This is a genomic window from Paraburkholderia kirstenboschensis (assembly GCF_904848585.1).
Classification (GTDB): domain Bacteria; phylum Pseudomonadota; class Gammaproteobacteria; order Burkholderiales; family Burkholderiaceae; genus Paraburkholderia; species Paraburkholderia kirstenboschensis.
In genome coordinates, this window is the sequence record NZ_CAJHCR010000001.1 from 1,252,042 (window position 1) to 1,275,785 (window position 23,744).

Genomic DNA, 23,744 nt, shown 5'->3' on the forward strand with positions numbered 1-23,744 from the left:
GCAAGACCAGATTTTGCAAGAGACTCGGAGACAACGAACATGCATCGCAGAAGCTTCCTCGCCGGTACCGCCGCGCTTGCTGGCGCCACGCTGACGGCCGCACCGCTCGCTTTCGGACAGAGCAAACTGGAAACCACGAAGGTGGCCATTGCTGTCGGCGGAAAAAACCTCTTCTACTATTTGCCGCTCACGATTGCCGAGCGCCGCAATTACTTCAAGGACGAAGGACTCGACGTCGAGATCTCCGACTTCGCCGGCGGCTCGCAAGCGTTGAAGGCGGCGGTGGGCGGCAGCGCCGATGTCGTCTCCGGCGCGTTCGAACACACGTTGCTGCTGCAGGCGCAGAAGCAGTCGTTCCGCGAATTCGTATTGCAGGGACGCGCGCCGCAGATCGTGCTCGCGGTGTCGAAGAAGACCATGCCGAACTACAAGTCGATCGCCGATCTGAAGGGCAAGAAAATCGGCGTGACGGCGCCGGGTTCGTCGACTTCGATCATGGCGAGCTTCGTGTTGGCCAAGGGCGGGCTGACCGCGAAAGACGTCGCGTTCATCGGCGTCGGCGCGGGCGCCGGCGCAATCGCGGCGCTGCAGTCCGGGCAGATCGACGCGCTCGCCAATCTCGACCCGGTGATGACCAAACTTGAACGTACCGGCGAGATTCGCGTCGTCTCCGATACGCGCACGCTCGCCGACACGCGCAGCGTGTTCGGCGGCGACATGCCGGCAGGGTGCCTGTATGCATCGCAAAGTTTCATCACGAAGAATCCGAACACCACGCAGGCGCTGACCAACGCGATGGTGCGCGCGCTCAAGTGGCTGCAGACCGCGACCGGCACCGAACTCATCAACACGGTGCCCGAAGGCTACTTGCTTGGAGATCGCGCGGTCTATCTGGACGCATGGCAGCACGTGAAGGAAGCGATGTCGCCCGATGGCCTGATGCCCGTCGACGGCCCGGCGACGGCGCTCAAGACCTTGCAGGCGTTCGATCCGGCGGTGCAGGGCAAGCCGATCGACGTGTCGAAGACGTGGACGAACGACTTCGTCAAGAAAGCGCTGACCACGGTGAAGGCCTAAGGTCGTCCCTCATAGCGGGACGTAGCGTAACGTGACGCCACGCTCGACGCGTGGCGTCCCACTCCAAACCGATTCACGAACAGAGTCGAACGATGACCGTTGCAGCCCTGGCGCTCGAAAACATCACTTGCACGTTCGCTGCGCGCGACAACCGCGCGCAGCGCTACACGGCGGTCAAGGACACCACGTTGAGAATCGCGCCGGGCGAGTTCGTCTCCGTAGTGGGCCCGACCGGCTGCGGTAAATCCACGTTGCTGAACGTCGGCGCCGGTCTGCTCGGGCCGTCGTCGGGCACGGTCAGCGTATTCGGCGAGCCGTTGAAGGGCATCAACCGGCGCGCGGGTTACATGTTCCAGGCCGATGCATTGATGCCGTGGCGCTCGGCTATCGACAACGTGCTCGCGGGCCTCGCGTTTCACGGCGTGCCGCCAGCCGAGGCGCGCGACAAGGCGGACGAATGGCTCAAGCGCGTGGGCCTCGGCGGCTTCGGCGACCGCTATCCGCACCAATTGTCGGGCGGCATGCGCAAGCGCGTGGCGATGGCGCAGACGCTGATTCTCGATCCGGACATCATCCTGATGGACGAACCGTTTTCAGCGCTCGATATCCAGACGCGTCAGCTGATGGAAAACGAGTTGCTCGACCTGTGGGCAGCCAAACGCAAAGCAGTGCTCTTCATCACGCACGACCTCGACGAGGCGATCGCGATGTCCGACCGCGTGGTCGTTCTGTCGGCGGGGCCGGGCACGCATCCCATCGGCGAATTCACGATCGACTTGCCGCGTCCGCGCGACGTCGCGGAAATCCGCTCGCATCCGCGCTTCGTCGAATTGCACGCGCAGATCTGGAGTGTGCTGCGCGACGAGGTGCTCAAGGGCTATCAGCAACAACTGACCGCCGTGTAATGACTGTTCGCGCGCGTCACGTTTTACGTCTATCAATCGTCTAAGGCAAACCGAGTCATGTGGAAGACGTTGCGCCCCAATCGGGCGAATCTGGTGATCTGGCAATGGCTGCTGCTCGTGCTGTGCTTCGTGCTCTGGTACGTGCTGACTAGCCCGACGCTCTTGCCGGCGTTTTATTTTGACGACCCGAACAAGGCAGCGTTCTTCTTCGGCGAACCGCAAAAAGTGCTGCTGCGGATCTGGGAGTGGTTCACGACCGGCGAGATTTATCTGCACCTGTGGATCACGTTGCTCGAGACCGTGCTCGCGTTTGCGCTCGGCACGGCGCTGGGACTTGGCGTCGGTTTATGGCTAGCGCTCTCGCCGCTCGCGAGCGCGCTGTTCGATCCGTATATCAAGGCCGCGAACTCGATGCCGCGCGTGATTCTCGCGCCGATCTTCGGCGTGTGGTTCGGTCTCGGCATCTGGTCGAAGGTCGCGTTGGGCGTCACGCTGGTGTTCTTCATCGTGTTCTTCAACGTGTATCAAGGCGTGAAGGAAGTGAGCCCGGTCGTGCTCGCCAACGCGCGCATGCTCGGCGCGAACGGCAAGCAACTGCTGCGTTTCGTTTATCTGCCGAGCGCGATGAGCTGGGTGTTTTCGAGCTTGCATACGTCGGTGGGCCTGGCGTTCGTCGGCTCGGTGGTGGGCGAGTATCTCGGCTCGGCGCGCGGCGTGGGCTACCTGATTCTGCAAGCCGAAGGCACCTTTGACATCAACACGGTGTTCGCCGGCATTCTGGTGCTGACCGCGTTCGCGCTGGTTCTCGACGCGATCGTCGGCGTGGGGGAAAGGCATCTGATGAAGTGGCAGCCGAAGACCGGCGATACCGAAAAGCTTTAGGGATCGCAAACGCCGTGCAAGAGAAAAGCAACGTGTGAGTTGAAAAGCCACACGCTGTTTTTATTTTGCCGAACGCCCAGTGACGGTTGGCTGCGGGCCGCAGCCGTACCGTAGCCACGGGCGCGCCTCCAGTCATGGCGTAATCACCACCTTGCCGATCACGCGGCGCTCGGCCATATCGCGCAGCGCGCGCCCCGTTTCTTCGAGCGGGTAGCGGGCCGACACGTAAGGTTTGAGCTTGCCTTCGCGTATCCAGCCGATCATCTGCTCGAAGGCGGCGTGATTGCGCTCGGGCTCGCGCTTCGCGAAATCTCCCCAGAACACACCGACCACGCTTGCGCCTTTGAGCAGCGTCAGATTGAGCGGCAGCTTCGGGATCTCGCCGTTCGCAAAACCCACCACCAGATAACGCCCGCGCCAACCGATGCTGCGAAACGCCGGCTCGGTATACGCGCCGCCGACCGGATCGTAGATCACGTCCGGACCGTGGCCGCCGGTGAGCGCTTTGATGCGCTCGCGCAAGTCTTCGGTGCTGTAGTTGATCGTCGCATCCGCGCCATGCTCTGTGCATATAGCGAGCTTTTCGTCGCTCGAAGCGGCCGCGATCACGCGAGCACCGAGCGCCTTGCCGATTTCGACAGCTGCAAGGCCGACACCGCCTGCTGCGCCGAGCACGAGCATCGTCTCGCCAGCTTGCAACGCGGCGCGATCCACGACCGCATGGTGCGAGGTGCCATACGCCAGCGTGAACGCCGCGGCCAGTTCGAAGTCGACGCCGTCCGCGAGCGGAACGCATGCCGAGGCGCTCGCGACGGCCTGCTCCGCGAAGCCGCCCGAACCGGTGAACGCGACCACGCGCGAGCCGGGCACGAACTGCGTGACGCCTGCGCCGACCGCGCGCACGATTCCCGCGACTTCGGAGCCGGGCGTAAAGGGCAGCGGCGGTTTGAATTGATACTTGTTCTCAATGATCAGCACATCGGGAAAGTTGACGGAGGCGGCCTTCACGTCGATCACGACCTGGCCGGTCTCGGGCAGAAGGTCCGGCAGGTTCTCTACGGTGAGGCTCTCGGGCGGCCCGTACTGGTTGCAGCGTATCGCGCGCATCGTGTCTCCATTCGGTCAGGGTTCGCAGTCGCTTCGAGTGTAAAGCATCCGTACGACCGTGCGTTTATCTCCTTTGCCCGAGCGCAGCTCGCGTTGCCGCAAGCCGCATGCACCTGTATCGCGAGGCCGGCGCCCAGGCTTAGCGTGGTGCGCGCAACACGCCTGCCGTGTCGTTCGCGCGCCTTCTTTCCTCGGTTACAATCGCCGCATGCGAATTCTACTCAGCAACGACGACGGTTATCTGGCGCCCGGGCTTGGCGCGCTTTACGACGCGCTCAAGCCGCTCGCGGACGTGACCGTGATGGCGCCCGAACAGAACTGCAGCGGCGCGTCCAATTCCCTGACGTTGTCGCGGCCGCTTTCGGTGCTGCGCTCAGCCAATGGTTTCTACTACGTGAACGGCACGCCTACCGATTCCGTGCACATCGCGCTGACGGGCATGCTCGACCACACGCCCGATCTCGTCGTGTCGGGTATCAACAACGGTCAGAACATGGGCGAGGACACGCTTTATTCGGGCACCGTCGCGGCGGCTACGGAAGGCATCATGTTCGGTGTGCCGGCCATCGCATTCTCGCTCGTCGACAAGGACTGGGTGCATCTCGAAGAGGCGGTGCGCGTCGCCGCGGACATCGTCGCGCACTATCTCGCGCATCCGCTGCCGGGGCATCCGCTCCTGAACGTCAATATTCCGAACCTGCCGTACGAGCAATTGCGCGACTGGCATATCACGCGTCTTGGCAAGCGGCACCCGTCGCAGCCGGTGATCCGCCAGACCAATCCGCGCGGCGAGCCGATCTACTGGATCGGGCCGTCGGGCAGCGCGCGCGATGCAAGCGAAGGCACGGATTTCCACGCAGTCGCCAACGGCCATGTGTCGATCACGCCGCTGCAGCTGGATCTGACTCACACGCAAATGCTGCCGGCGGCGCGCGACTGGGCGCGCGCGGGCAGCGGCGCTTCATGACGAGCGAGCGCGCGAAGCGCTTCCCGCTCGGTCTCGAGGATCTCGTGCGCGAGCCGCGCCGGCCCGAAGGCCGTCCGGGCGAAGTGCGCGCCGCGGCGCTTGCCGCGAATGCGGCGCTCAATGCGCGGCACCAACCCGCGAAGAATCTGCAGCCCGGTGCGGCGGGCAAAGCGCCGTCGAAGCAAGGTCGAGCGCAGACGCCGGTCCCGGCAAAGTCGCCGGTCGGTGCACAAGCAAGGCCGCAAGTCATCACGCCGCCAAAGCCGCTTGCCGCGCCTGCAGCCAAAGCGCCGGCGAGGCCCGTCGTGCAGAGTGCGAGTGTGCGTCCGTCGTCTTCGGGCAGGACCGCTGCACTGGCGCCAGCGCCCGCGCCCGCGCGAACACCAGCTAAACCCGCTGCGCAGTTGGCGCCGTCGGCAAAACCCGCAACCCGCTCGGTGGAGCGCAGCGCCGCGCCGAACGTCGCTTTGAACGGCGCCATGGCGTTGACTTCGGAACGGGTTCGCGAACGCATGGTCGAACGCCTGCGTGCGAACGGCGTCACCGATCAGCGCGTGTTGAACGCAATGTCGATCGTGCCGCGCCACATGTTCGTCGATCCGGGTCTCGCGGTTCAGGCCTACGAAGATGCCGCGCTGCCGATCGGGCATCACCAGACTATCTCGAAGCCGTCGGTGGTCGCGCGAATGATCGAACTCGCTGCGGCGGGCCGCGCGCTGACCAATGTGCTCGAGATCGGCACGGGTTGCGGTTATCAGGCGGCGGTGCTGAGCCAGGTTGCGCGCGAGGTGTATTCGATCGAACGGATCAAGCCGTTGTCCGAGCGCGCGAAGACAAACTTGCGTCCGCTGCGAATTCCGAACATCCGGCTGCACTATGGCGACGGGCGTTTGGGTCTGCCGTCGGCGGCGCCTTTCGACGCGATTCTGATCGCCGCCGCGGGCCTCGACGTACCGCAAGCATTACTTGAACAACTCGCGATCGGCGGCCGTCTGATCGCGCCGGTCGGCTCGCAGGAAGGTCAGAGCCAGGTATTGACGCTCGTCGAGCGTCTCGGACCGGCGCAGTGGCGCGAGTCGCGGCTTGATCGCGTTTTCTTTGTACCCTTAAAATCCGGAGTGATTTGACACCGATGAGTATGTTGCGCGCGATGCAAAGAACCAGCCTGAATGTCCCCATGTCCGTAACCCAGCGCAGCGTGTGCGTGCTCGCCTTGTCCCTGTTGATGACAGCCTGTGCATCCCGGCTCGATCAGGCGCCGGTCGTCGACCGCTCCGGCGGCAACGTGCTCAGCACACAGGCAGCGCAGCAGCCGCCAGTGCCGCTCGGGCCGCCGCCGCCGGGCTACTACCGCGTGAAGCCCGGCGACACGCTGTATCGGATCGCACTCGAGAATGGCCAGAACTACCGTGACATTTCCGCGTGGAACAATCTCACGAACCCGAATCAGATCGAGGTGGATCAACTGCTGCGCGTTGTACCGCCAGGCGCCAATGGCGCCGCGTCGACGCCCGGCGTGACCACCGCGCCCATCGGCAGCACCGGCACAGTGCAGGGCGCGCCGCTGAACGGCACGTCGCCGTCCGCGGGTGCTGTGGCCGGCGTCGCCGCGCCGCCCATCTACGGTGCGACTGCGAACAACGCTGCGCTCACGCCGCCGTCCAGTGCTGGTGCAGCGAGCGAATCGAGCGCCGGTGCATCCGGCAACGTGAACTTCACGTGGCCGGTGCGCGGTCCGCTGCTCGGTACGTTTAACGATTCGACAAACAAAGGTGTCAATATTGGCGGCGCGGCGGGCGACGCGGTAAAGGCCTCCGCCGACGGCCGTGTGGTTTATGCCGGAAATGGGCTGCGTGGTTACGGCAATCTCATTATCATCAAGCATGATGCAACTTATCTCACCGCGTATGCACACAACCGCTCTTTGATGGTAAAAGAGGGGGACGCGGTAACGAAAGGGCAGAAAATCGCCGAGATGGGTAACAGCGATTCAGACCGCGTCATGTTGCATTTCGAAGTTCGCCGACAGGGTAAACCTGTCGACCCACTGAAGTATTTGCCGCCGCAATAAGCGATACGACCATGCCGAAATCGAAGCGCCGCCTGCCGCAAGCCGAATCTGAAACGATCAGCGATGCCACGTCCGCTTCGGTGGACCAAAGCGGCGCTTCCGAAGCGGAAGAAGAGACGGCGGACGAGCGCGAACTCGACGACCGTCAAAGCGCGGAAGAAGGCGGCGACGCGCGCGAAGGCGCGACCGAGGTCGTGCCCGACGCCGACGATTTCCGCGCGCTGCTGCAGGCCGAGCTGACGGCCGACACGATCCAGCATTATCTGAATCGCATCAGCGTAAAGCCGCTCCTCACAGTCGAAGAGGAGCAGAAGTACTCCCGTCTTGCGAAGGCGGGTGAGTTCGAAGCACGGCAGGTGATGATCGAGCGCAATCTGCGGCTTGTCGTCAGCATCGCTAAGGGTTATCTGAACCGCGGCGTGCCGCTGCTCGATCTGATCGAAGAGGGCAACCTCGGCCTGATGCACGCCATCGAGAAATTCGATCCCACGCGCGGCTTCCGGTTTTCCACTTATGCGACCTGGTGGATACGACAGAGCATCGAGCGCGCGATCATGAACCAGGCGCGCACCGTGCGCTTGCCGGTGCACGTGATTCGCGAGCTCAATCAGGTGTTGCGTGCGAAGCGCCATCTGGAAAAAAATTCAATGAATTCGGGCGAAGCAGCCGAGCGCCGCGACGCAAGCATCGACGACATCGCGTATCTGACTGGTAAGACCACTGACGAAGTCACCGACATTCTTGCGCTCAACGAGCACACGGCGTCGCTCGACGCGCCGCTCGATCTCGATCCGGCCAGCAGTCTGCTCGATCTGTTGTCCGACGACCAGAGCCAGTCGCCGGACGCCGAGGTCCAGCATCGCGAACTGGAAACGCTCACGCGCGCGTGGCTTGCGCGTTTGTCGGACAAGCACCGTCATGTGATCGAACGCCGGTTTGGCCTGAACCACATCGAGCCCGCCACGCTCGAAGAGCTCGCCGATGAAATGGGCCTCACGCGCGAGCGTGTGCGCCAGATCCAACAGGAAGCGCTCGTGCGGTTGAAGCGCTTTTTCGCCTCCAACGGCGTTCGGAAAGACGCCGTTCTCTAACCTGATGACACCGATTCTTGTTTTCGACATCGAGACGATTCCCGATGTCGCCGGCATCCGCCGCCTCGAAGATTTGCCCGCCACGATGAGCGACGCCGAAGTCGCCGAGCACGCGTTTGCCGCCCGCCGCGATAAGACCGGCAGCGATTTTCTGCCGCATCATCTGCAACGGATCGCCGCGATCTCCTGTGTGTTCCGCGATAACAACGGTTTTCGCGTGCGCTCGCTCGGCACACTGGAAGACGGCGAAGCGGCGCTCGTGCAGTCGTTTTATCGCGTGATCGAGAAGTACACGCCGCAGCTCGTGTCGTGGAACGGCGGCGGCTTCGATTTGCCGGTGCTGAACTATCGCGCGCTCGTCAACGGGATACCCGCTTACCGGTTCTGGGATCTTGGCGAGGACGACCGCGAGTTCAAGTGGAACAACTACATTAGCCGCTATCACGCGCGCCACACCGACCTGATGGACGTGCTCGCAATGTACCAGGCGCGCGCCAACGCGCCGCTCGACGCGCTGGCGAAAATGTGCGGCTTTCCCGGCAAGATGGGCATGGACGGCAGCCAGGTGTGGCATGCGTATCAGGAAGGGCGGATCGAGGAAATCCGCAATTACTGCGAGACCGACGTCGTGAATACGTATCTGCTCTATTGCCGCTTCCAACTCATTCGCGGCGCATTTTCCGCGGCGGAATACGCCGACGAGATCAATCTCGTCAAGAACGCGCTGGCGCTCGAAACGGCGCCGCAATGGGCGGAGTATCTGGCGGCGTTCGATCAGTAGCGGTGCAGGCGGTGCTGGAGATGCGCGTGGGGCGAAGGCGTCGCCCGGCGCTTCGTCTACAATCTCGCCTTTCCCCAAAGTTTGCCAGGAAGTAGCAGGTGTCCCGAACTGCCCCCCACCGTCGCTCGCCGAAGCGCCCGTCGAAATACCATAAGACGCCCGCTCCTGCGCCAGCGCACGTCATCACCGGCAATGAACCGGTCATTGAAATCGTTTCGCTCGATATGGAAGCCCGCGGCGTCGGCCGCATGGAGGGCGAGGACGGCACGCCCGGCAAGGTGGTCTTCGTCGAAGGCGCGCTGCCCGGCGAGCGCGTGAGCTACTCGACACATCGCAGCAAGCCGAAATTCGAGCAAGCCGAAGTCGTTCAGGTGTTCCGCGAAAGCGTGATGCGCACCAAGCCAAAGTGCGTGTACTTCGACACTTGCGGCGGCTGTTCGATGCAGCATCTGGATATTCGCGCGCAAGTCGCGGTCAAGCAGCGCGTGCTCGAGGACAACCTTCAGCATCTGGCGAAGCTACGCCCTGAAACGGTGTTCCGGCCGATTGACGGACCGGCTTGGGGCTACCGCTACCGCGCGCGTCTCGCGGTGCGTTTCCTGCCGGAAAAAGGCGGCATGCGTATCGGCTTTCACGAGAAGAAGAGCAGCTACATCGCGGATATGAAAACCTGCGAAGTTCTGCCGCCGCATGTGTCGGCAATGCTGATGCCGCTGCGCTTCATGGTGCGCAAGCTGTCCATTTACGATCGCATGCCGCAGCTCGAACTGGCGGTCGGCTCGTCGGTGACGGCGCTCGTCGTGCGCAACCTGGAACCTTTGACTCCTGCTGACGAACAGGTGCTGCGCGAGTTCGCCGACGAGTACAAGGTCCAGTTCTGGATCCAGCCAGGCGGGCCCGACACTGTCGCGCCGCTCTATCCGCTCGACGTGCAGCTCGACTACACGCTGCCCGAATACGACATCCGGATGCCGTTCAAGCCGACCGACTTCACGCAGGTCAATCACGCGATCAACCGTGTGCTCGTGAGCCGCGCGCTGCGTCTACTGGCGCCTGTGCGCACCGACCGAGTGCTCGACCTGTTCTGCGGGATCGGCAACTTCACGCTGCCGCTCGCCCGTGTCGCGAAGGAAGTAGTGGGTATCGAAGGCAGCGAAGTGCTGACCTCGCGGGCGCTCGCCAACGCCGAGCTGAACGGCGTGGCGGGGCATACGTCATTCGCGTGCCGCAATCTTTTCGAAGTCACCGCCGACGACATTCGCGCGCTCGGCCACTTCGACAAGTTCCTGATCGACCCGCCGCGCGAAGGCGCGCTGGCTGTCGCGAAAGCTTTGGCCGAGATCGCTCAGAGCGGCAACGGGCCGTTGCCGCAGCGCATCGTCTACGTGTCCTGCAACCCGTCGACGCTTGCGCGCGACTCGGGTCTGCTCGTGCATGAGGCGGGCTACCGGCTGGTGGGTGCTGGCGTCGTCAACATGTTCCCGCACACGTCGCACGTGGAGTCGATTGCGTTGTTCGAGCGCGATTCACGGACACACGAACGCACCCGCGAACGCCTGGACTGAACGCGCAAAGCAAAATGCCACGACCTGGGTCGTGGCGTTTTTCACTTGCAGCCGATTTTTCAGCGTGCCGCGCGGCTTAGAACTGCCACCACGACTTTTCCTTGCCCGGCCGTGCATGGCCCGTGATATACGGGCTGTCGGGGAAGGTGCCGGCCAGGACGCGCTTCGTGTCGTCGGCGAGTTGCGGCTGGTTCAGCTTCTCATACGACAGCATCATGATGTGCAGTGCGTCTTCGATAGCCGGTGCGTTCTTGTATTCCTTCAACGCGAGTTGCGCGCGGTTGATCGCAGCCACATAGGCGCCACGGCGGTAGTAGTAGTCCGCCGCGTGGACTTCGTGCGACGCCAGCGCGTTTACGATGTAGCGCATGCGCTGTGCGGCGTCCGGCGCGTATTTGCTGTTGGGGTAACGGTCGACGACGACCTTGAACGCGTCGTACGACTCACGCAGCGACTTCGGATCGCGCTCGCTCATGTCCTGACCGGAGAAGCGGCCGAAGAGACCCAGGTCGTCGTTGAAGTGGATCATGCCCTTCAGGTAGTACGCGTAGGCGATGTCCGGGTGATCCGGGTGAAGCTGGATGAAGCGGTCGATAGCCTGGTCGGCGGCCGCGGCTTCATTGTCTTTCCAACTGCAATACGCGACGTTGATCTGCGCCTGCTGTGCGAAGTGGCCGAACGGGTCGCGGCCTTCGAGCATTTCGAAGTATTTCGCGCACTTGCCGAAATCGCCGCCGCTCAAGGCGTCGTTCGCCTCCGTATATAATTTGTTGTTGTTCCACGTTGCCGTTTCGTCGGTCTTCTCCGGCAGGCCGTGGCAAGCCGCAACAACCGCGACGGCTGCGGCACACGCAATGTATCCGGCCACTTTCCGGGCCGCGTTCTTCAGGGCCTTCAAATTGATCGCCGCTTTAGTGATGGTGTTCAAGGCTCGCATTTTCCAGTCTAGCTTTACGTCCAGGTGACCCAGACTCAATGACCCGCTCAAATACTCCAGGCGCTGCAACCGGTGCCGGGAATAGCAACGAAGATTATAACGTAAGCGCCGACCCCTCCGACGCGTTGGGCGCGGATTCGCTCGACGACGATCTCGGCGCCGACGCGCTCGGCGCGGCCCGTGCGGCGAGCACGGTACCCACCGTGGCGAACCGTGTCACTGACGAAACGCCGCGCAATGTCGTAGTGCCCGACGAACTGGCAGGCGAGCGCCTCGACAAGGTGCTTGCGCGTGTGTTCCCCGAGTTTTCGCGCAACCGTCTTCAAAGCTGGATCGAGGCGGAGCGCGTGCGCATCGACGGCAAGCCCGCGAAAATCCGCCAGCCGGTGCCGCTCGGCGCGACGATCGAACTCGTGCCGGATCTGCTGCCCGAACAGCTCGCTTTCACGCCCGAACCGGTGCCGCTGGAAATCGTCTACGAAGACGACACGCTCGTGGTCATCAACAAGCCGGCCGGCATGGTCGTGCATCCAGCGGCCGGCAACTGGAGCGGCACGGTGCTGAACGGTCTGCTGTACCGCTATGGCGACGCGGCGGCGGGCTTGCCGCGCGCGGGCATCGTGCATCGGCTGGACAAGGAAACGTCAGGGCTGATGGTGGTTGCGCGCACGCTCGAAGCGCAGACCGACCTCGTGCGCCAGTTGCAGGCGCGCACGGTGAAGCGCCGCTATCTCGCGCTCGTGTGGGGCAACATGCCTGAAGAAGGCACGATCGACGCCCCGATCGGCCGCGATCCGCGCGAACGCACCCGCATGGCGGTGGTCACGGGCGCATCGGGTAAACCGGCGCGCACGCATTTCCGGCGCGTCGATACGGCGATCTGGCAGCGTCAGCCGGTCACCGCGATCCACTGCGACCTTGAAACGGGCCGCACGCATCAGATTCGCGTGCACTGCGCGCACATTGGCCACCCGCTGCTTGGCGATCCTGTCTATGGCCGCGCCCGCGGCAAGCGCTCGGTTGCGCCGCTGCCTGGCGAGTTCGCGCGTCAGGCGCTGCATGCATGGCGTCTCGGTCTGATTCACCCGAAAACCGGCCGCACGATGCAATGGCGCGCCGACGTGCCCGAGGACATCGCGGCGCTGTCGGCGGCGCTCGGTCTCGGCCGCGACGATGCGGGCGAGTTCGACGAGACGTACTATGAGGAAGACGGCTACGAAGCATCCCCCGGCGAAGAGATGGACGACCTCGATGAGCACGATGAAGACGACGCAGCCACGGACCATCCAGAGCAAGACGAGGACGATCGCGCATGACGAGCCTGCCGCAACTGAGCTTTGCCGATGTCGTGCAACCCGCATGGAACGTGGCGCCCCGCGTGCGCGCGCTCGTCACCACGCGCGACGGCGGCGTGAGCGAGCCGCCGTTCGGGCGCTGGCGCGACGGCGCGGACCAGCCCGGCGGCCTGAATCTCGGGATGAAATCCGGTGACGATCTGGCGACCGTCGCCGCCAATCGCGCGCGGCTTCTGGAACTAACGGGCTTGAGCAAGGCAGCGTGGCTCGATCAGGTTCACGGAGCGCGCATCGTGCGTGCGGAAGACGCGCTTCGCGAGGCGCGCGCGAGCGGCGCGCCGGCGCAGGCTGACGCGAGCGTTACCGATCGCGCGAGCATCGCCTGCGTGGTGATGATCGCCGACTGCATGCCGGTGCTGTTGTGCGACGAAGCTGGGCGCGCAGTCGGCGCGGCGCATGCGGGATGGCGCGGACTCGCGGCAGGCATCGTGGAGCAAACGGCCGGACGCGTCGCGGAACTCGCCGGCGTGCAAGCGGGCGCGTTGCACGCGTACCTCGGACCGTGCATTGGACCGGACTCGTTCGAAGTCGGTCCGGACGTGCGCGACGCCTTCATGAGCGGCACGGAAGAAAGCGAGCGCGAGGCCACGGCGAGTGCTTTTGTCGAGCATCCGCGGAACGCCGGCAAATATCTTGCTGACCTTCCGGCGCTGGCTCGCTTGCGCTTGCAGCGGCTCGGCGTGACGCGCATTGTCGGCGGCGATCTGTGCACGGTCACGCAACGCGAGCGGTTCTATTCGTATCGTCGCGATCGCGAGACCGGCCGGATGGCCGCTTTGATCTGGCTCGACGATCAGGCACAGACACTCGGTGACTGACGCGCGGCGACCAACGTTCAGCGGTTAGCGTTCAGCGATTAACGTTCAGCGATTAACGCGCTGCGCATGATCTTCGACGACGGCGCTGCAACGATTAACGTGCTGCCCCGGCGCACGGCAATCATTCGCGCGCGTCGCGCGCCGCATTATCTACGAGCATGCGTATGCCTCTCTTCTCGGAGCGTGCGCACTACGCTTTTTGCTGCGCTGCCGGAACTCACTCGAGTCGATAAAACGGCCGAGATTGAGAGTTCCGCTGCAATCCATAAATGTGATTAAAGCGCTGTAGAACGCGTGTTTTTTTCGCGATCCGACATGCGCAGGACATATGGCCGAAAATCACGACAGGCTATACAGGGAAAACGATAATTAAAAAACTATCGCACTGCGGCAAAATCGGGAACAAGCATTGACATGCCTTGCGATGGGGAGCAAGAATGTTTCTCACAGCTCCTCGTACATGGGACAGGGCGTGACGAGGGCGCGAGCGATCGCCCACGTGCGCAAGAACCTGCCTCTCAACCGTCCGCAAGGACTTACCGGTCAAAAGCAGGTATGGCAGCTTCTCATTCCTCAGCTTCCCCCAGCACCGACTCCTCGAAGGAGCATACGCAGCAGGCCGATACGAGCGGAGCAACACCGGCCGCCGGCATGCAGCAATTTTTCGACGCCTGGTTGAACGCGTGGCGCGCGCTCGGCGCGGCACCCGGTGGCAACGGCACGCCGTTCGCCATGCCGCAGGTTCCTCCAGCGCAAGGCGCGGCACCTTGGAGCTTGCCGCAAATGCCGTCGTTTTCGGCGGCGTTTCCTGCGGCGTTTCCAGCGACGTTTCCTGGCTTCCCAGGCATGCCTGACTTCAGCAAGCTGGCAGCGGGCGCGATGCCCGCCATGCCTTCGCTGGCAGGATTGACTATGCCAGCCGCGGCGATTCCGCCCGAACGTCTGCAGAAACTGCAAGCCGACTACACGCGCGAAGCGATGGTCCTGCTCCAGCAGGCGAGCGGCAACGGCGCAGCGCCAAAGGCGCCCGAACTCAAGGACCGCCGCTTCAGTTCCGACGCATGGAGTTCCACGCCAGCCTTCGCATTCACCGCCGCATGGTATCTGCTGAACGCACGCTATCTGCAGGAAATGGTCGATGCTCTGGAAGCCGAACCGAAGGTGCGCGAGCGCATCCGTTTTGCAGTTCAGCAATGGACTGCCGCCGCATCGCCGAGCAACTTCCTCGCGTTGAATCCCGAGGCGCAGAAGACCTTGCTGGAAAGTCACGGCGAGAGCTTGCGTCAGGGCGTGATGAATCTGCTTACCGACATGCAGCGCGGCAAGATTTCGCAAACAGATGAGTCGCGCTTCGTGGTCGGCGAGAATCTCGCGACCACCGAAGGCTCGGTCGTTTTCGAAAACGAGCTGATGCAGTTGATCCAGTACAAGCCGCGCACGGCGACCGTGCGCGAGCGTCCGCTGCTGATCGTGCCGCCGTGCATCAACAAGTACTACATTCTCGACCTGCAGCCGGAGAACTCGCTGGTCGCGCATGTGCTCGATTCGGGACACCAGGTGTTTCTGATCTCCTGGCGTAACGCGGATACCTCGATCGCCCATAAAACGTGGGACGACTACGTCGGCGAGGGCGTTCTCACGGCATTGCAAACGGTGAGCCGGATCAGCGGGCGTGAGCAGATCAACACGCTCGGCTTCTGCGTAGGCGGCACGCTGCTCGCCACTGCGCTCGCGGTCGCTGCGGCGCGCGGCGAACATCCGGCCGCGTCGATGACGCTGCTCACCACGATGCTCGACTTCTCCGACACGGGCGTGCTCGATATCTTCGTCGACGAAGCGCATGTGCAGATGCGCGAGCAGACCATCGGCGGCAAGAACGGTACGCCGCCGGGACTCATGCGCGGCGTCGAATTCGCCAACGCGTTTTCGTTTCTGCGGCCGAACGACCTCGTGTGGAACTACGTGGTCGACAATTATCTGAAGGGACGCACGCCGGTGCCGTTCGACCTGCTGTACTGGAACAGCGACTCGACCAGCCTGCCGGGCCCCATGTATGTCTGGTATCTGCGCAATACGTACCTCGAGAACCGTCTGCGCGAGCCGGGTGCGCTGACTACCTGCGGCGAGCCGGTCGACCTGTCGAAGGTCGACGTGCCCACCTTCATTTACGGTTCGCGCGAAGACCATATCGTGCCGTGGCAAACGGCTTATGCGTCGGTGCCGCTCCTCGCCGGACCGTTGAAGTTCGTGCTCGGCGCGTCGGGTCATATCGCCGGCGTGATCAATCCGCCCGCGAAAAAGAAGCGCAGTTACTGGACGCTCGAGAGCGAAACCGGGGAGTTGCCGGAAACCCCCGACGAATGGTTTGGCGAGGCGAAAGAAGTGCCCGGCAGCTGGTGGCCCGAGTGGACCACATGGCTCGATCAGTACGGCGGCAAGAAGGTGAAGCCGCGCGCTGCGGCGGGCTCCCAGGAATTCCCGGTCATCGAACCGGCGCCGGGGCGCTACGTGCGGCAGCGCGAGTGAGGCGGACATGGCGTGCGGTTCGACCGAACGCAGGAAAGCAGACAAGCTGGCGATTTTTGACGAGCAACGAGATTTTTAACGTGACGGGCTGCGGCGTAATCAGCCGATGTGCCCGGAGGATATCGAAATGACTGATGTTGTGATCGTATCGGCCGCCCGTACGGCAGTAGGCAAATTCGGTGGGTCGCTGGCGAAGATCCCAGCGCCCGAGCTCGGCGCGACGGTGATCCGCGCGGTACTGGAACGCGCGGGTATGAAGCCCGAGCAGGTGAGCGAAGTGATTCTGGGGCAGGTGCTGACGGCGGGCTCGGGCCAGAATCCGGCGCGCCAGTCGCTGATCAAGGCCGGTCTGCCTGCGGCAGTACCCGGCATGACGATCAACAAGGTCTGCGGTTCGGGCCTGAAAGCGGTCATGCTGGCGGCCAACGCGATCATTGCGGGCGACGCGGACATCGTGATCGCCGGCGGTCAGGAAAACATGAGCGCCGCACCGCACGTGCTGCCGGGTTCGCGCGACGGTTTCCGCATGGGCGACGCAAAGCTGATCGACTCGATGATCGTCGACGGCCTGTGGGACGTGTACAACCAGTATCACATGGGCGTGACGGCGGAAAACGTCGCGAAGGAATTCGATATCACGCGTGAACAGCAGGACGCGTTTGCGGCGTTGTCGCAGAACAAGGCTGAAGCCGCTCAAAAGTCCGGCCGTTTCGACGACGAAATCGTGCCGGTCGAAATTCCGCAACGCAAGGGCGACCCGGTGCGTTTCGCCACCGACGAGTTCGTGCGTCACGGTGTGACGGCCGAAGCGCTGGCAGGCCTCAAGCCGGCGTTCTCGAAGGAAGGCACGGTGACGGCGGCCAACGCGTCGGGTCTGAACGACGGCGCGGCGGCGGTGCTCGTGATGTCCGCGAAGAAAGCCGAAGCGCTCGGTCTCACGCCGCTTGCGCGCATCAAGGCTTACGCGAACGCGGGCGTCGATCCGAAGGTCATGGGCATGGGCCCGGTGCCGGCTTCGCGCCGCTGTCTGGAGCGCGCAGGCTGGAGCGTGAACGATCTCGACCTGATGGAAATCAACGAGGCATTCGCCGCTCAGGCGCTCGCGGTGCACAAGCAGATGGGCTGGGACACGTCGAAGATCAACGTGAACGGCGGGGCGATTGCGATCGGCCACCCGATCGGTGCGTCCGGCTGCCGGATTCTCGTCACGCTGCTGTACGAAATGCAGAAGCGCGATGCGAAGAAGGGTCTCGCTTCGCTGTGTATCGGCGGCGGCATGGGCGTCGCACTGGCGCTCGAGCGGGTTTGATCGGGCGCGCGTGCCGCCTGCGCGCGCGAGGCACCAGCGGGTGCCAGACCGGGTGTTCAGGCGCGCCGCTCGCGGCACGCGGCGCGCGAGCGCTGTAGCGGCCTCGCAGCCGTTCGCGAGACGGCGGCGAGATCAAGCATCAGGCGAGGGGATAGGTAGCCGGTCGGGGCAGCCGGTCGGCGCCTCGAAAACGATAACGGAGTCTAGGTCATGACACAGCGAATTGCGTATGTAACGGGCGGCATGGGCGGCATCGGCACGAGCATTTGCCAGCGGCTGCACAAAGAAGGCTACAGGGTCATCGCGGGCTGCGGCCCGAATTCGCCGCGCCGCGTGAAGTGGCTCGAGGAGCAGAAGGCGCTGGGCTTCGATTTCGTCGCGTCCGAAGGGAACGTCGGCGATTGGGAATCGACCAAGGCCGCGTTCGACAAGGTCAAGGCCGAAGTCGGCGAGATCGACGTGCTGGTGAACAATGCGGGCATCACGCGCGACGTCGTGTTCCGCAAGATGACCCACGAAGACTGGACCGCGGTGATCGATACCAACCTGACCAGTCTCTTCAACGTCACGAAGCAGGTGATCGACGGCATGGTGGAGCGCGGCTGGGGCCGCATCATCAACATTTCGTCGGTGAATGGGCAGAAGGGGCAGTTCGGACAGACCAACTACTCGACCGCGAAGGCCGGCATTCACGGCTTTACGATGTCGCTCGCGCAGGAAGTGGCCACCAAGGGCGTGACGGTCAACACCGTGTCGCCGGGCTACATCGGCACGGACATGGTCAAGTCGATCCGCCCGGACGTGCTGGAAAAGATCGTTGCGACGATTCCGGTGCGCCGCCTCGGCCAGCCGGACGAGATCGGCTCGATCGTGGCGTGGCTCGCGTCGGAAGAATCCGGTTTTTCCACGGGCGCGGATTTTTCGCTGAACGGCGGATTGCATATGGGCTGAGTTACAGGCGCGCCGCTCACAAGGCAGCGCGTTCTGGCTCGGATGGTTCCGGCGGCGTCCCGGTTGCGCAAATGCCCGATTGCGCAGCCGGCACGCCGTCCGCGCTCTACTTGCGCTCAAAGGCGTTACATGACCACTACTACAAAGAAAGCAGCCGAACGACTGATCAAGAAATATCCGAATCGTCGGCTCTACGATACCGAGACAAGCACGTACATCACGCTGACGGACGTCAAACAGCTCGTGCTGGACCAGGAGGATTTCAAGGTCATCGATGCGAAGAGCAACGAAGACCTGACGCGTGCGATCCTGCTGCAGATCATCCTCGAGGAGGAGAGCGGCGGCTTGCCGATGTTCTCGTCGTCGATGCTGTCGCAGATCATCCGTTTCTACGGGCACGCGATGCAGGGCATGATGGGCACCTATCTGGAGAAGAACATTCAGGCTTTCATCGACATTCAGGCGAAGCTCGCCGATCAGTCGAAGAACCTGTATGAAGGCAAGGCGATGAACCCCGAGGTGTGGTCGCAGTTCATGAACATGCAGGCGCCGATGATGCAAGGAATGATGACGAGCTACATCGAGCAGTCGAAGAACATGTTCGTGCAGATGCAGGAGCAGATGCAGAACCAGGCGAAGTCCATGTTCGCCACATTCCCGTTCACGCCGGGCGGCGCGGTCAACGTGCCGGGTGGCGCGGCCAACGTGCCGGGCAGCGCCAACACCGCGGCGCCGGCTAGCCCGCAGGCCAATCCCGAGCCGGAAAAGAAGTAGCGGTCCGAGCGCGGCCAGGCGCGGCGTGCAGCCGCATGGCGGTGCGGGCTTGCAGCACGGATGGTGCGGCGCGCAGCAGGCTGGGCGGCGCGAGCGCGGTACAATAGCGGGTTGCGTGCGCGGGACGCTGGTTCTTCGGATCTGGGCGTCGTGAGTTTCCAGTTCCCTGTCCTTGCCGCGCTGTCCCGATCGTCCCCATTGTCGCCACGTCACCGCTATACGCCGGATTCACCTATGCCGCAGACCATTCCCTCCACCTCGCCGACGCCTTCAAGTCCGAAGGTCGGCTTCGTCAGCCTCGGTTGCCCGAAAGCTCTCGTCGACTCCGAGCAGATCATCACCCAGCTGCGCGCCGAAGGCTATGAAATTTCCGGCACGTATGACGGTGCGGACCTCGTGGTCGTCAATACCTGCGGCTTCATCGACGAAGCGGTGCAGGAAAGCCTCGACGCCATCGGCGAGGCACTCAATGAAAACGGCAAGGTGATCGTCACCGGCTGCCTTGGCGCGAAGAAGAGCGCGAGCGGCTCGGGGCTCATTGAAGAAGTGCATCCGAAGGTGCTGGCCGTCACCGGTCCGCACGCGTTGGGCGAAGTGATGCAGCACGTGCACACGCATCTGCCGAAGCCGCACGATCCGTTCGTCGATCTGGTGCCGGCCGCGGGCGTGAAGCTCACTCCGCGTCACTACGCGTATCTGAAAATTTCCGAAGGCTGCAATCACCGCTGCACGTTCTGCATCATCCCGTCCATGCGCGGCGATCTCGTATCGCGCCCGGTCGCGGAAGTGATGCTCGAAGCGGAAAATCTTTTCAAGTCCGGCGTGAAGGAACTGCTCGTCATTTCGCAGGACACGAGCGCGTACGGCGTCGACGTCAAATATCGCACGGGCTTCTGGAACGGCAAGCCAATCAAGACGCGTATGACCGATCTGGTCGGCGCACTCGGCGAACTGGCCGCGCAATACGGTGCGTGGGTGCGCCTGCACTACGTGTATCCGTATCCGAGCGTGGACGAAGTCATCCCGATGATGGCGGCAGGTCCGTACAAAGGTCACGTATTGCCGTATCTCGACGTGCCGTTCCAGCACGCGCATCCTGAAGTGTTGAAGCGCATGAAGCGCCCGGCCAACGCCGAGAAAGTGATGGAGCGCGTGAAGGCGTGGCGCGAAATGTGCCCGGACCTGACGATCCGCAGCACGTTTATCGCCGGCTTTCCGGGCGAGACCGAAGAACAGTTTCAGACGCTGCTCGACTTCATCCGCGAGGCCGAACTGGATCGTGTCGGCTGCTTTGCCTACTCGCCGGTCGAAGGCGCTACGGCGAACGAACTCGACGGCGCGTTGCCCGATGAAGTGCGCGAGGAGCGCCGCGCGCGTTTCATGGAAGTGGCCGAGGAAGTGTCGGCGAAACGGATCGCGAAGAAGGTCGGCAAGACGCTGAAAGTGCTGGTCGACGAAATCAACGCTGACGGCGGTATTGGCCGCACGGCCGCGGATGCGCCGGAGATCGACGGCGTCGTGTATATCGCCCCCGCCGTGAAGGCGTCGAAGCGTTATAAGGTCGGCGATTTCGTGTCGGTGAAGATCACCGGCGCGGACGGCCACGACTTGTGGGGCGAGGTCTGAGCGATGTCGGCAAGCACGTCAGCTAAACCGGAAATCCTCGCGCTCGGCGAGGCGATGATCGAGTTCAACCAGTCGGCGAAAGACGAACCGAACTATCTGCAGGGTTTCGGCGGCGACACGTCGAACTTTTGCATCGCGGCCGCGCGGCAAGGCGCGCGCACCGGGTTCGTGTCCGCGGTCGGTGCCGATCATTTCGGGCGCCTGCTGATCGATCTGTGGGAACGCGAGCAAGTGGATACCGCGCTCGTACGCGTCGACCCGCATGCGTCCACCGGCGTTTATTTCGTCTCGCATGGCCCGGACGGCCACGCGTTCGACTATCTGCGCGCAGGTTCCGCGGCGAGCCGTTATGCGCCGCGCGACCTGCCGCTCGACGCAATCGCCGCTGCCAAAGTCGTTCACCTGTCGGGCATCAGTCTCGCGATCAGCCTGAGCGCGTGCGACGCCGCGCTCGAAGCCATTGCGCATGCGCGCGCCAATGGCGTGCGGGTAAGTTTCGACACAAATCTGCGCCTGAAGCTGTGGCCGTTGAACCGGGCCCGCGCGTTGATGCTCGAAGCCATCCGTCAGACCGACATCTGCCTGCCAAGCTGGGACGATGTCACCGAACTCACGGGCTTGACCGGTCGCGACGAGATCGTCGATTTCCTTCTGTCGCACGGCCCGCGCGTGGTTGCGCTGAAGCTGGGCAAGGAAGGTTCATACATCGCGACGCCCGACGAGCGGCGCGTCGTGCCGGGCCACGTCGTCAATGCGGTCGACGCAACCGGCGCGGGCGACTGCTTTGGCGGCGCGTTCATCGCGCGGCTGGTCGAAGGCGACGATCCGTTCGAAGCGGCGCGTTATGCGAACGTCGCCGCGGCGCTGTCCACGCAAGGCTATGGCGCAGTTGCGCCGATTCCTTCGCGGGCGGCGGTCGAACAGATTCTGGCCGGCTGAGCGCCGCGCATTACGCGCCGCGATACCGGTCGAGCCAAAGCCAATCATCTTGAGAGACTAAACGAGGAGCGAGCAATGCAACGGGACGTGGTGGTGGTGAGCGGTGTGCGTACGGCAATCGGCGGCTTCGGCGGCAGTCTGAAAGACTTTCCGCCGACCGATCTCGGCGCGCGCGTCGTGCGCGAGGCGCTCGCACGCGCGAACGTGTCAGGCGACGAAGTCGGCCATGTGGTGTTCGGCAACGTCGTGCATACCGAACCGAAAGACATGTATCTTGCCCGCGTGGCCGCGATCAACGGCGGGGTCGCGCAGCACACGCCCGCGCTGACCGTGAACCGTCTGTGCGGCTCGGGCTTGCAGGCGATCGTGTCGGCCGCGCAATGCGTGCTGCTCGGCGACGCGGACATCGCGATCGGCGGCGGCGCGGAGAACATGAGCCGCGCACCTTACTCGATGCCCGCCGCGCGCTTCGGTCAGCGCATGGGCGACGCGCGCCTCGTCGACATGATGGTCGGCGCGCTGAACGATCCGTTCCAGTCCGTTCACATGGGCGTGACCGCTGAGAACGTTGCGCGCAAATACGACATTTCGCGCGAAGCACAAGACGCGCTCGCGCTCGAATCGCATCGCCGCGCCGCCAACGCGATCACGAGCGGCCACTTCAAGGAACAGATCCTGCCGATCACGATTCCGTCGAAGAAAGGCGACACCGTGTTCGATACCGACGAACACGCGCGCATGAACGCATCGGCGGAAGATTTCTCGAAGCTCAAGCCCGTGTTCGCGAAAGAAAACGGCACGGTCACGGCGGGCAACGCTTCGGGCATCAACGACGCGGCCGCTGCCGTCGTCTTGATGGAGCGCAGCGTTGCCGAACAGCGCGGCATCAAGCCGTTGGCGCGGCTCGTTTCGTACGCGCATGCGGGCGTCGATCCCGCCTATATGGGCATCGGTCCTGTGCCCGCGAGCCGCAAGGCGCTCGAGCGTGCCGGGCTGACGGTTGCGGACCTCGACGTGATCGAGGCCAATGAAGCGTTCGCCGCGCAAGCCTGCGCGGTCAGCAAGGAACTGGGCTTCGATCCGGCCAAGGTCAACCCGAACGGCTCGGGCATTTCGCTCGGCCATCCAATCGGCGCGACCGGCGCGTTGATCACCGTGAAGGCGCTGTACGAACTGCAGCGCATTGGCGGGCGCTACGCACTCGTCACGATGTGTATCGGCGGCGGACAGGGCATCGCCGCGATCTTCGAACGGATCTGAATGGCCGGAAGCGTGGCAAGCAGTAGTCAGGCAATTGAGGAAGGAACGGATGCAGGAATCGAAATCGGTTAAAGGCGCGATGCGTCGGCGCGGCTGGGCGGCCGTGAGCGTTGCCGCATTGCTCTCCGTGAGCGCGGTGGCGTTGTCGCCGGAAACGGCCTGGGCGCAAAGCGACGCGGTAAAGGAACTCGCCGCGCCCCCGCCGATCCAGTTGCCGCTCAAGCCGAGCCCCGAGTTCGCCAGGTTCCCGCGCTACAGCGGCATGCTCGGCTCACGCCAGATCGTGCTGCGCCTCGGCCCGAAGACGGACGATCCGTCCGGCGTTCATGGCGAGTATCAGTTCACGGACACCGGTGAAGTGATCCTGATCGCCGGCGACCGTGATGGCGACACGCTCGAAGTCGAGGAATCGAACGACGGCACGCACATTACCGGCAACTGGGTCGGCAAGTTCGCGGCGGACGGTTCGGTGGCCGGCGACCGGATGAACGTCGACGATTCAAACCCGCAGCCATTCGATCTCAAGCCGCTGGCAGCAGGGCAAGCGGTGCCGGCAGCCGGCGCGGCGGCGGCTGCCGCTGCTGCTACTGCGAAAGACGGCAAAGCCGCTGCGGGCGGCACGGCTTCCGCGACTCGCCCCGCTGCGACGGCGCCCGCAGCCGCCGCTCCGCCGGCAGCGCCAACGGGAGCAGGGCGGCCGGTAGGCGGCGTCAGCAACCTGCAAACCGGCGAGTGACCCTGCGCGTAGCGCGGGGCTCGCGGCTCCAGCGCCCGGCGCGGCGAAATTCCGCCGACTCGTCTAC

At 63.7% G+C, this 23,744-nt stretch carries 21 protein-coding genes; 19 read left to right on the plus strand and 2 right to left on the minus strand.

Going from position 1 to position 23,744, the window contains the following annotated elements:
* The first annotated feature begins 39 nt into the window (after window positions 1-39).
* From JMY24_RS05705 to JMY24_RS05715, 3 genes are all read left to right on the plus strand, one after another.
* Window positions 40-1,077 carry an ABC transporter substrate-binding protein gene (locus JMY24_RS05705; protein ID WP_128590805.1) on the plus strand — a complete coding sequence of 346 codons (1,038 nt, stop codon included), beginning with the start codon at window positions 40-42 and terminating at the stop codon, window positions 1,075-1,077.
* 92 nt (window positions 1,078-1,169) lie between these two features.
* On the plus strand, window positions 1,170-1,982 hold the full coding sequence (locus JMY24_RS05710) for an ABC transporter ATP-binding protein (protein WP_128590803.1): 813 nt from the start codon (window positions 1,170-1,172) through the stop codon (window positions 1,980-1,982).
* Between the two features lie 57 nt (window positions 1,983-2,039).
* The gene (locus JMY24_RS05715; RefSeq protein ID WP_128590801.1) at window positions 2,040-2,864 is read left to right on the plus strand and encodes an ABC transporter permease; all 825 of its coding nucleotides are present in this window, start codon (window positions 2,040-2,042) and stop codon (window positions 2,862-2,864) included.
* A 132-nt stretch (window positions 2,865-2,996) separates the two neighbouring features.
* Here the strand turns inward: JMY24_RS05715 and JMY24_RS05720 are convergent, their stop codons facing one another.
* Complete coding sequence (locus JMY24_RS05720) at window positions 2,997-3,971, minus strand: NADPH:quinone oxidoreductase family protein (RefSeq protein ID WP_201701494.1); 975 nt, start codon at window positions 3,969-3,971, stop codon at window positions 2,997-2,999.
* Between the two features lie 208 nt (window positions 3,972-4,179).
* Here JMY24_RS05720 and surE point away from each other — a divergent pair, with 208 nt between their 5' ends.
* The 6 genes from surE to rlmD all read left to right on the plus strand — a co-directional run bounded on the left by surE (window position 4,180) and on the right by rlmD (window position 10,446).
* A complete protein-coding gene (gene surE, locus JMY24_RS05725; RefSeq protein ID WP_201701495.1) occupies window positions 4,180-4,938 on the plus strand; it encodes a 5'/3'-nucleotidase SurE in 759 nt (252 codons plus the stop codon).
* On the plus strand, window positions 4,935-6,065 hold the full coding sequence (locus JMY24_RS05730) for a protein-L-isoaspartate(D-aspartate) O-methyltransferase (protein ID WP_201701496.1): 1,131 nt from the start codon (window positions 4,935-4,937) through the stop codon (window positions 6,063-6,065). Before surE ends, JMY24_RS05730 begins: the two co-directional genes overlap by 4 nt.
* A 5-nt stretch (window positions 6,066-6,070) precedes the next feature.
* Complete coding sequence (locus JMY24_RS05735; RefSeq protein WP_201701497.1) at window positions 6,071-7,009, plus strand: peptidoglycan DD-metalloendopeptidase family protein; 939 nt, start codon at window positions 6,071-6,073, stop codon at window positions 7,007-7,009.
* Window positions 7,010-7,020: 11 nt separating this feature from the next.
* Complete coding sequence (rpoS, locus tag JMY24_RS05740; RefSeq protein WP_128590902.1) at window positions 7,021-8,100, plus strand: RNA polymerase sigma factor RpoS; 1,080 nt, start codon at window positions 7,021-7,023, stop codon at window positions 8,098-8,100.
* A 4-nt stretch (window positions 8,101-8,104) separates the two neighbouring features.
* The gene (locus tag JMY24_RS05745; RefSeq protein WP_027778413.1) at window positions 8,105-8,881 is read left to right on the plus strand and encodes a 3'-5' exonuclease; all 777 of its coding nucleotides are present in this window, start codon (window positions 8,105-8,107) and stop codon (window positions 8,879-8,881) included.
* A gap of 98 nt (window positions 8,882-8,979) precedes the next feature.
* Window positions 8,980-10,446 (plus strand): 23S rRNA (uracil(1939)-C(5))-methyltransferase RlmD, encoded by a 1,467-nt coding sequence (gene rlmD, locus JMY24_RS05750; protein WP_201701498.1) that lies wholly within the window; start codon window positions 8,980-8,982, stop codon window positions 10,444-10,446.
* Between the two features lie 76 nt (window positions 10,447-10,522).
* Here rlmD and JMY24_RS05755 read toward each other — a convergent pair whose 3' ends face one another.
* Window positions 10,523-11,383: an outer membrane protein assembly factor BamD gene (locus tag JMY24_RS05755; protein ID WP_128590908.1), complete on the minus strand. Its 861-nt coding sequence runs from the start codon at window positions 11,381-11,383 to the stop codon at window positions 10,523-10,525.
* Between the two features lie 38 nt (window positions 11,384-11,421).
* Here JMY24_RS05755 and JMY24_RS05760 point away from each other — a divergent pair, with 38 nt between their 5' ends.
* The 10 genes from JMY24_RS05760 to JMY24_RS05805 all read left to right on the plus strand — a co-directional run bounded on the left by JMY24_RS05760 (window position 11,422) and on the right by JMY24_RS05805 (window position 23,677).
* Window positions 11,422-12,699, plus strand: coding sequence for an RluA family pseudouridine synthase (locus JMY24_RS05760; RefSeq protein WP_128594958.1), 1,278 nt, complete (start codon window positions 11,422-11,424; stop codon window positions 12,697-12,699).
* Window positions 12,696-13,556: a peptidoglycan editing factor PgeF gene (pgeF, locus tag JMY24_RS05765; protein ID WP_201701499.1), complete on the plus strand. Its 861-nt coding sequence runs from the start codon at window positions 12,696-12,698 to the stop codon at window positions 13,554-13,556. The genes JMY24_RS05760 and pgeF overlap by 4 nt, the downstream gene beginning before the upstream one ends.
* A gap of 651 nt (window positions 13,557-14,207) precedes the next feature.
* Window positions 14,208-16,082 carry a class I poly(R)-hydroxyalkanoic acid synthase gene (phaC, locus tag JMY24_RS05770; protein ID WP_128591687.1) on the plus strand — a complete coding sequence of 625 codons (1,875 nt, stop codon included), beginning with the start codon at window positions 14,208-14,210 and terminating at the stop codon, window positions 16,080-16,082.
* A gap of 127 nt (window positions 16,083-16,209) precedes the next feature.
* Window positions 16,210-17,391: an acetyl-CoA C-acetyltransferase gene (locus JMY24_RS05775; RefSeq protein WP_128594960.1), complete on the plus strand. Its 1,182-nt coding sequence runs from the start codon at window positions 16,210-16,212 to the stop codon at window positions 17,389-17,391.
* A gap of 210 nt (window positions 17,392-17,601) precedes the next feature.
* Window positions 17,602-18,342 carry a 3-ketoacyl-ACP reductase gene (locus tag JMY24_RS05780; protein WP_128594961.1) on the plus strand — a complete coding sequence of 247 codons (741 nt, stop codon included), beginning with the start codon at window positions 17,602-17,604 and terminating at the stop codon, window positions 18,340-18,342.
* A 129-nt stretch (window positions 18,343-18,471) separates the two neighbouring features.
* Window positions 18,472-19,116, plus strand: coding sequence for a polyhydroxyalkanoate synthesis repressor PhaR (phaR, locus tag JMY24_RS05785; RefSeq protein ID WP_201701500.1), 645 nt, complete (start codon window positions 18,472-18,474; stop codon window positions 19,114-19,116).
* Window positions 19,117-19,350: 234 nt separating this feature from the next.
* On the plus strand, window positions 19,351-20,742 hold the full coding sequence (gene rimO / locus JMY24_RS05790; RefSeq protein WP_128594963.1) for a 30S ribosomal protein S12 methylthiotransferase RimO: 1,392 nt from the start codon (window positions 19,351-19,353) through the stop codon (window positions 20,740-20,742).
* A 3-nt stretch (window positions 20,743-20,745) separates the two neighbouring features.
* Window positions 20,746-21,681 (plus strand): sugar kinase, encoded by a 936-nt coding sequence (locus JMY24_RS05795; RefSeq protein ID WP_128594964.1) that lies wholly within the window; start codon window positions 20,746-20,748, stop codon window positions 21,679-21,681.
* A gap of 75 nt (window positions 21,682-21,756) precedes the next feature.
* Complete coding sequence (bktB, locus tag JMY24_RS05800) at window positions 21,757-22,941, plus strand: beta-ketothiolase BktB (RefSeq protein WP_128591814.1); 1,185 nt, start codon at window positions 21,757-21,759, stop codon at window positions 22,939-22,941.
* 49 nt (window positions 22,942-22,990) lie between these two features.
* Window positions 22,991-23,677, plus strand: coding sequence for a hypothetical protein (locus JMY24_RS05805; RefSeq protein WP_201701501.1), 687 nt, complete (start codon window positions 22,991-22,993; stop codon window positions 23,675-23,677).
* The last annotated feature ends 67 nt before the right edge of the window (window positions 23,678-23,744 follow it).

What these genes read in the sequence shown, in the direction of transcription:
- JMY24_RS05705 (WP_128590805.1), top strand. Translation starts at nt 40, where the DNA reads ATGCATCGCAGAAGCTTCCTCGCCGGTACCGCCGCGCTTGCTGGCGCC.
- JMY24_RS05710 (WP_128590803.1), top strand. Translation starts at nt 1,170, where the DNA reads ATGACCGTTGCAGCCCTGGCGCTCGAAAACATCACTTGCACGTTCGCT.
- JMY24_RS05715 (WP_128590801.1), top strand. Translation starts at nt 2,040, where the DNA reads ATGTGGAAGACGTTGCGCCCCAATCGGGCGAATCTGGTGATCTGGCAA.
- JMY24_RS05720 (WP_201701494.1), bottom strand. Translation starts at nt 3,971, where the DNA reads ATGCGCGCGATACGCTGCAACCAGTACGGGCCGCCCGAGAGCCTCACC.
- surE (WP_201701495.1), top strand. Translation starts at nt 4,180, where the DNA reads ATGCGAATTCTACTCAGCAACGACGACGGTTATCTGGCGCCCGGGCTT.
- JMY24_RS05730 (WP_201701496.1), top strand. Translation starts at nt 4,935, where the DNA reads ATGACGAGCGAGCGCGCGAAGCGCTTCCCGCTCGGTCTCGAGGATCTC.
- JMY24_RS05735 (WP_201701497.1), top strand. Translation starts at nt 6,071, where the DNA reads ATGAGTATGTTGCGCGCGATGCAAAGAACCAGCCTGAATGTCCCCATG.
- rpoS (WP_128590902.1), top strand. Translation starts at nt 7,021, where the DNA reads ATGCCGAAATCGAAGCGCCGCCTGCCGCAAGCCGAATCTGAAACGATC.
- JMY24_RS05745 (WP_027778413.1), top strand. Translation starts at nt 8,105, where the DNA reads ATGACACCGATTCTTGTTTTCGACATCGAGACGATTCCCGATGTCGCC.
- JMY24_RS05755 (WP_128590908.1), bottom strand. Translation starts at nt 11,383, where the DNA reads ATGCGAGCCTTGAACACCATCACTAAAGCGGCGATCAATTTGAAGGCC.
- JMY24_RS05760 (WP_128594958.1), top strand. Translation starts at nt 11,422, where the DNA reads ATGACCCGCTCAAATACTCCAGGCGCTGCAACCGGTGCCGGGAATAGC.
- pgeF (WP_201701499.1), top strand. Translation starts at nt 12,696, where the DNA reads ATGACGAGCCTGCCGCAACTGAGCTTTGCCGATGTCGTGCAACCCGCA.
- phaC (WP_128591687.1), top strand. Translation starts at nt 14,208, where the DNA reads ATGCAGCAATTTTTCGACGCCTGGTTGAACGCGTGGCGCGCGCTCGGC.
- JMY24_RS05775 (WP_128594960.1), top strand. Translation starts at nt 16,210, where the DNA reads ATGACTGATGTTGTGATCGTATCGGCCGCCCGTACGGCAGTAGGCAAA.
- JMY24_RS05780 (WP_128594961.1), top strand. Translation starts at nt 17,602, where the DNA reads ATGACACAGCGAATTGCGTATGTAACGGGCGGCATGGGCGGCATCGGC.
- phaR (WP_201701500.1), top strand. Translation starts at nt 18,472, where the DNA reads ATGACCACTACTACAAAGAAAGCAGCCGAACGACTGATCAAGAAATAT.
- rimO (WP_128594963.1), top strand. Translation starts at nt 19,351, where the DNA reads ATGCCGCAGACCATTCCCTCCACCTCGCCGACGCCTTCAAGTCCGAAG.
- JMY24_RS05795 (WP_128594964.1), top strand. Translation starts at nt 20,746, where the DNA reads ATGTCGGCAAGCACGTCAGCTAAACCGGAAATCCTCGCGCTCGGCGAG.
- bktB (WP_128591814.1), top strand. Translation starts at nt 21,757, where the DNA reads ATGCAACGGGACGTGGTGGTGGTGAGCGGTGTGCGTACGGCAATCGGC.
- JMY24_RS05805 (WP_201701501.1), top strand. Translation starts at nt 22,991, where the DNA reads ATGCAGGAATCGAAATCGGTTAAAGGCGCGATGCGTCGGCGCGGCTGG.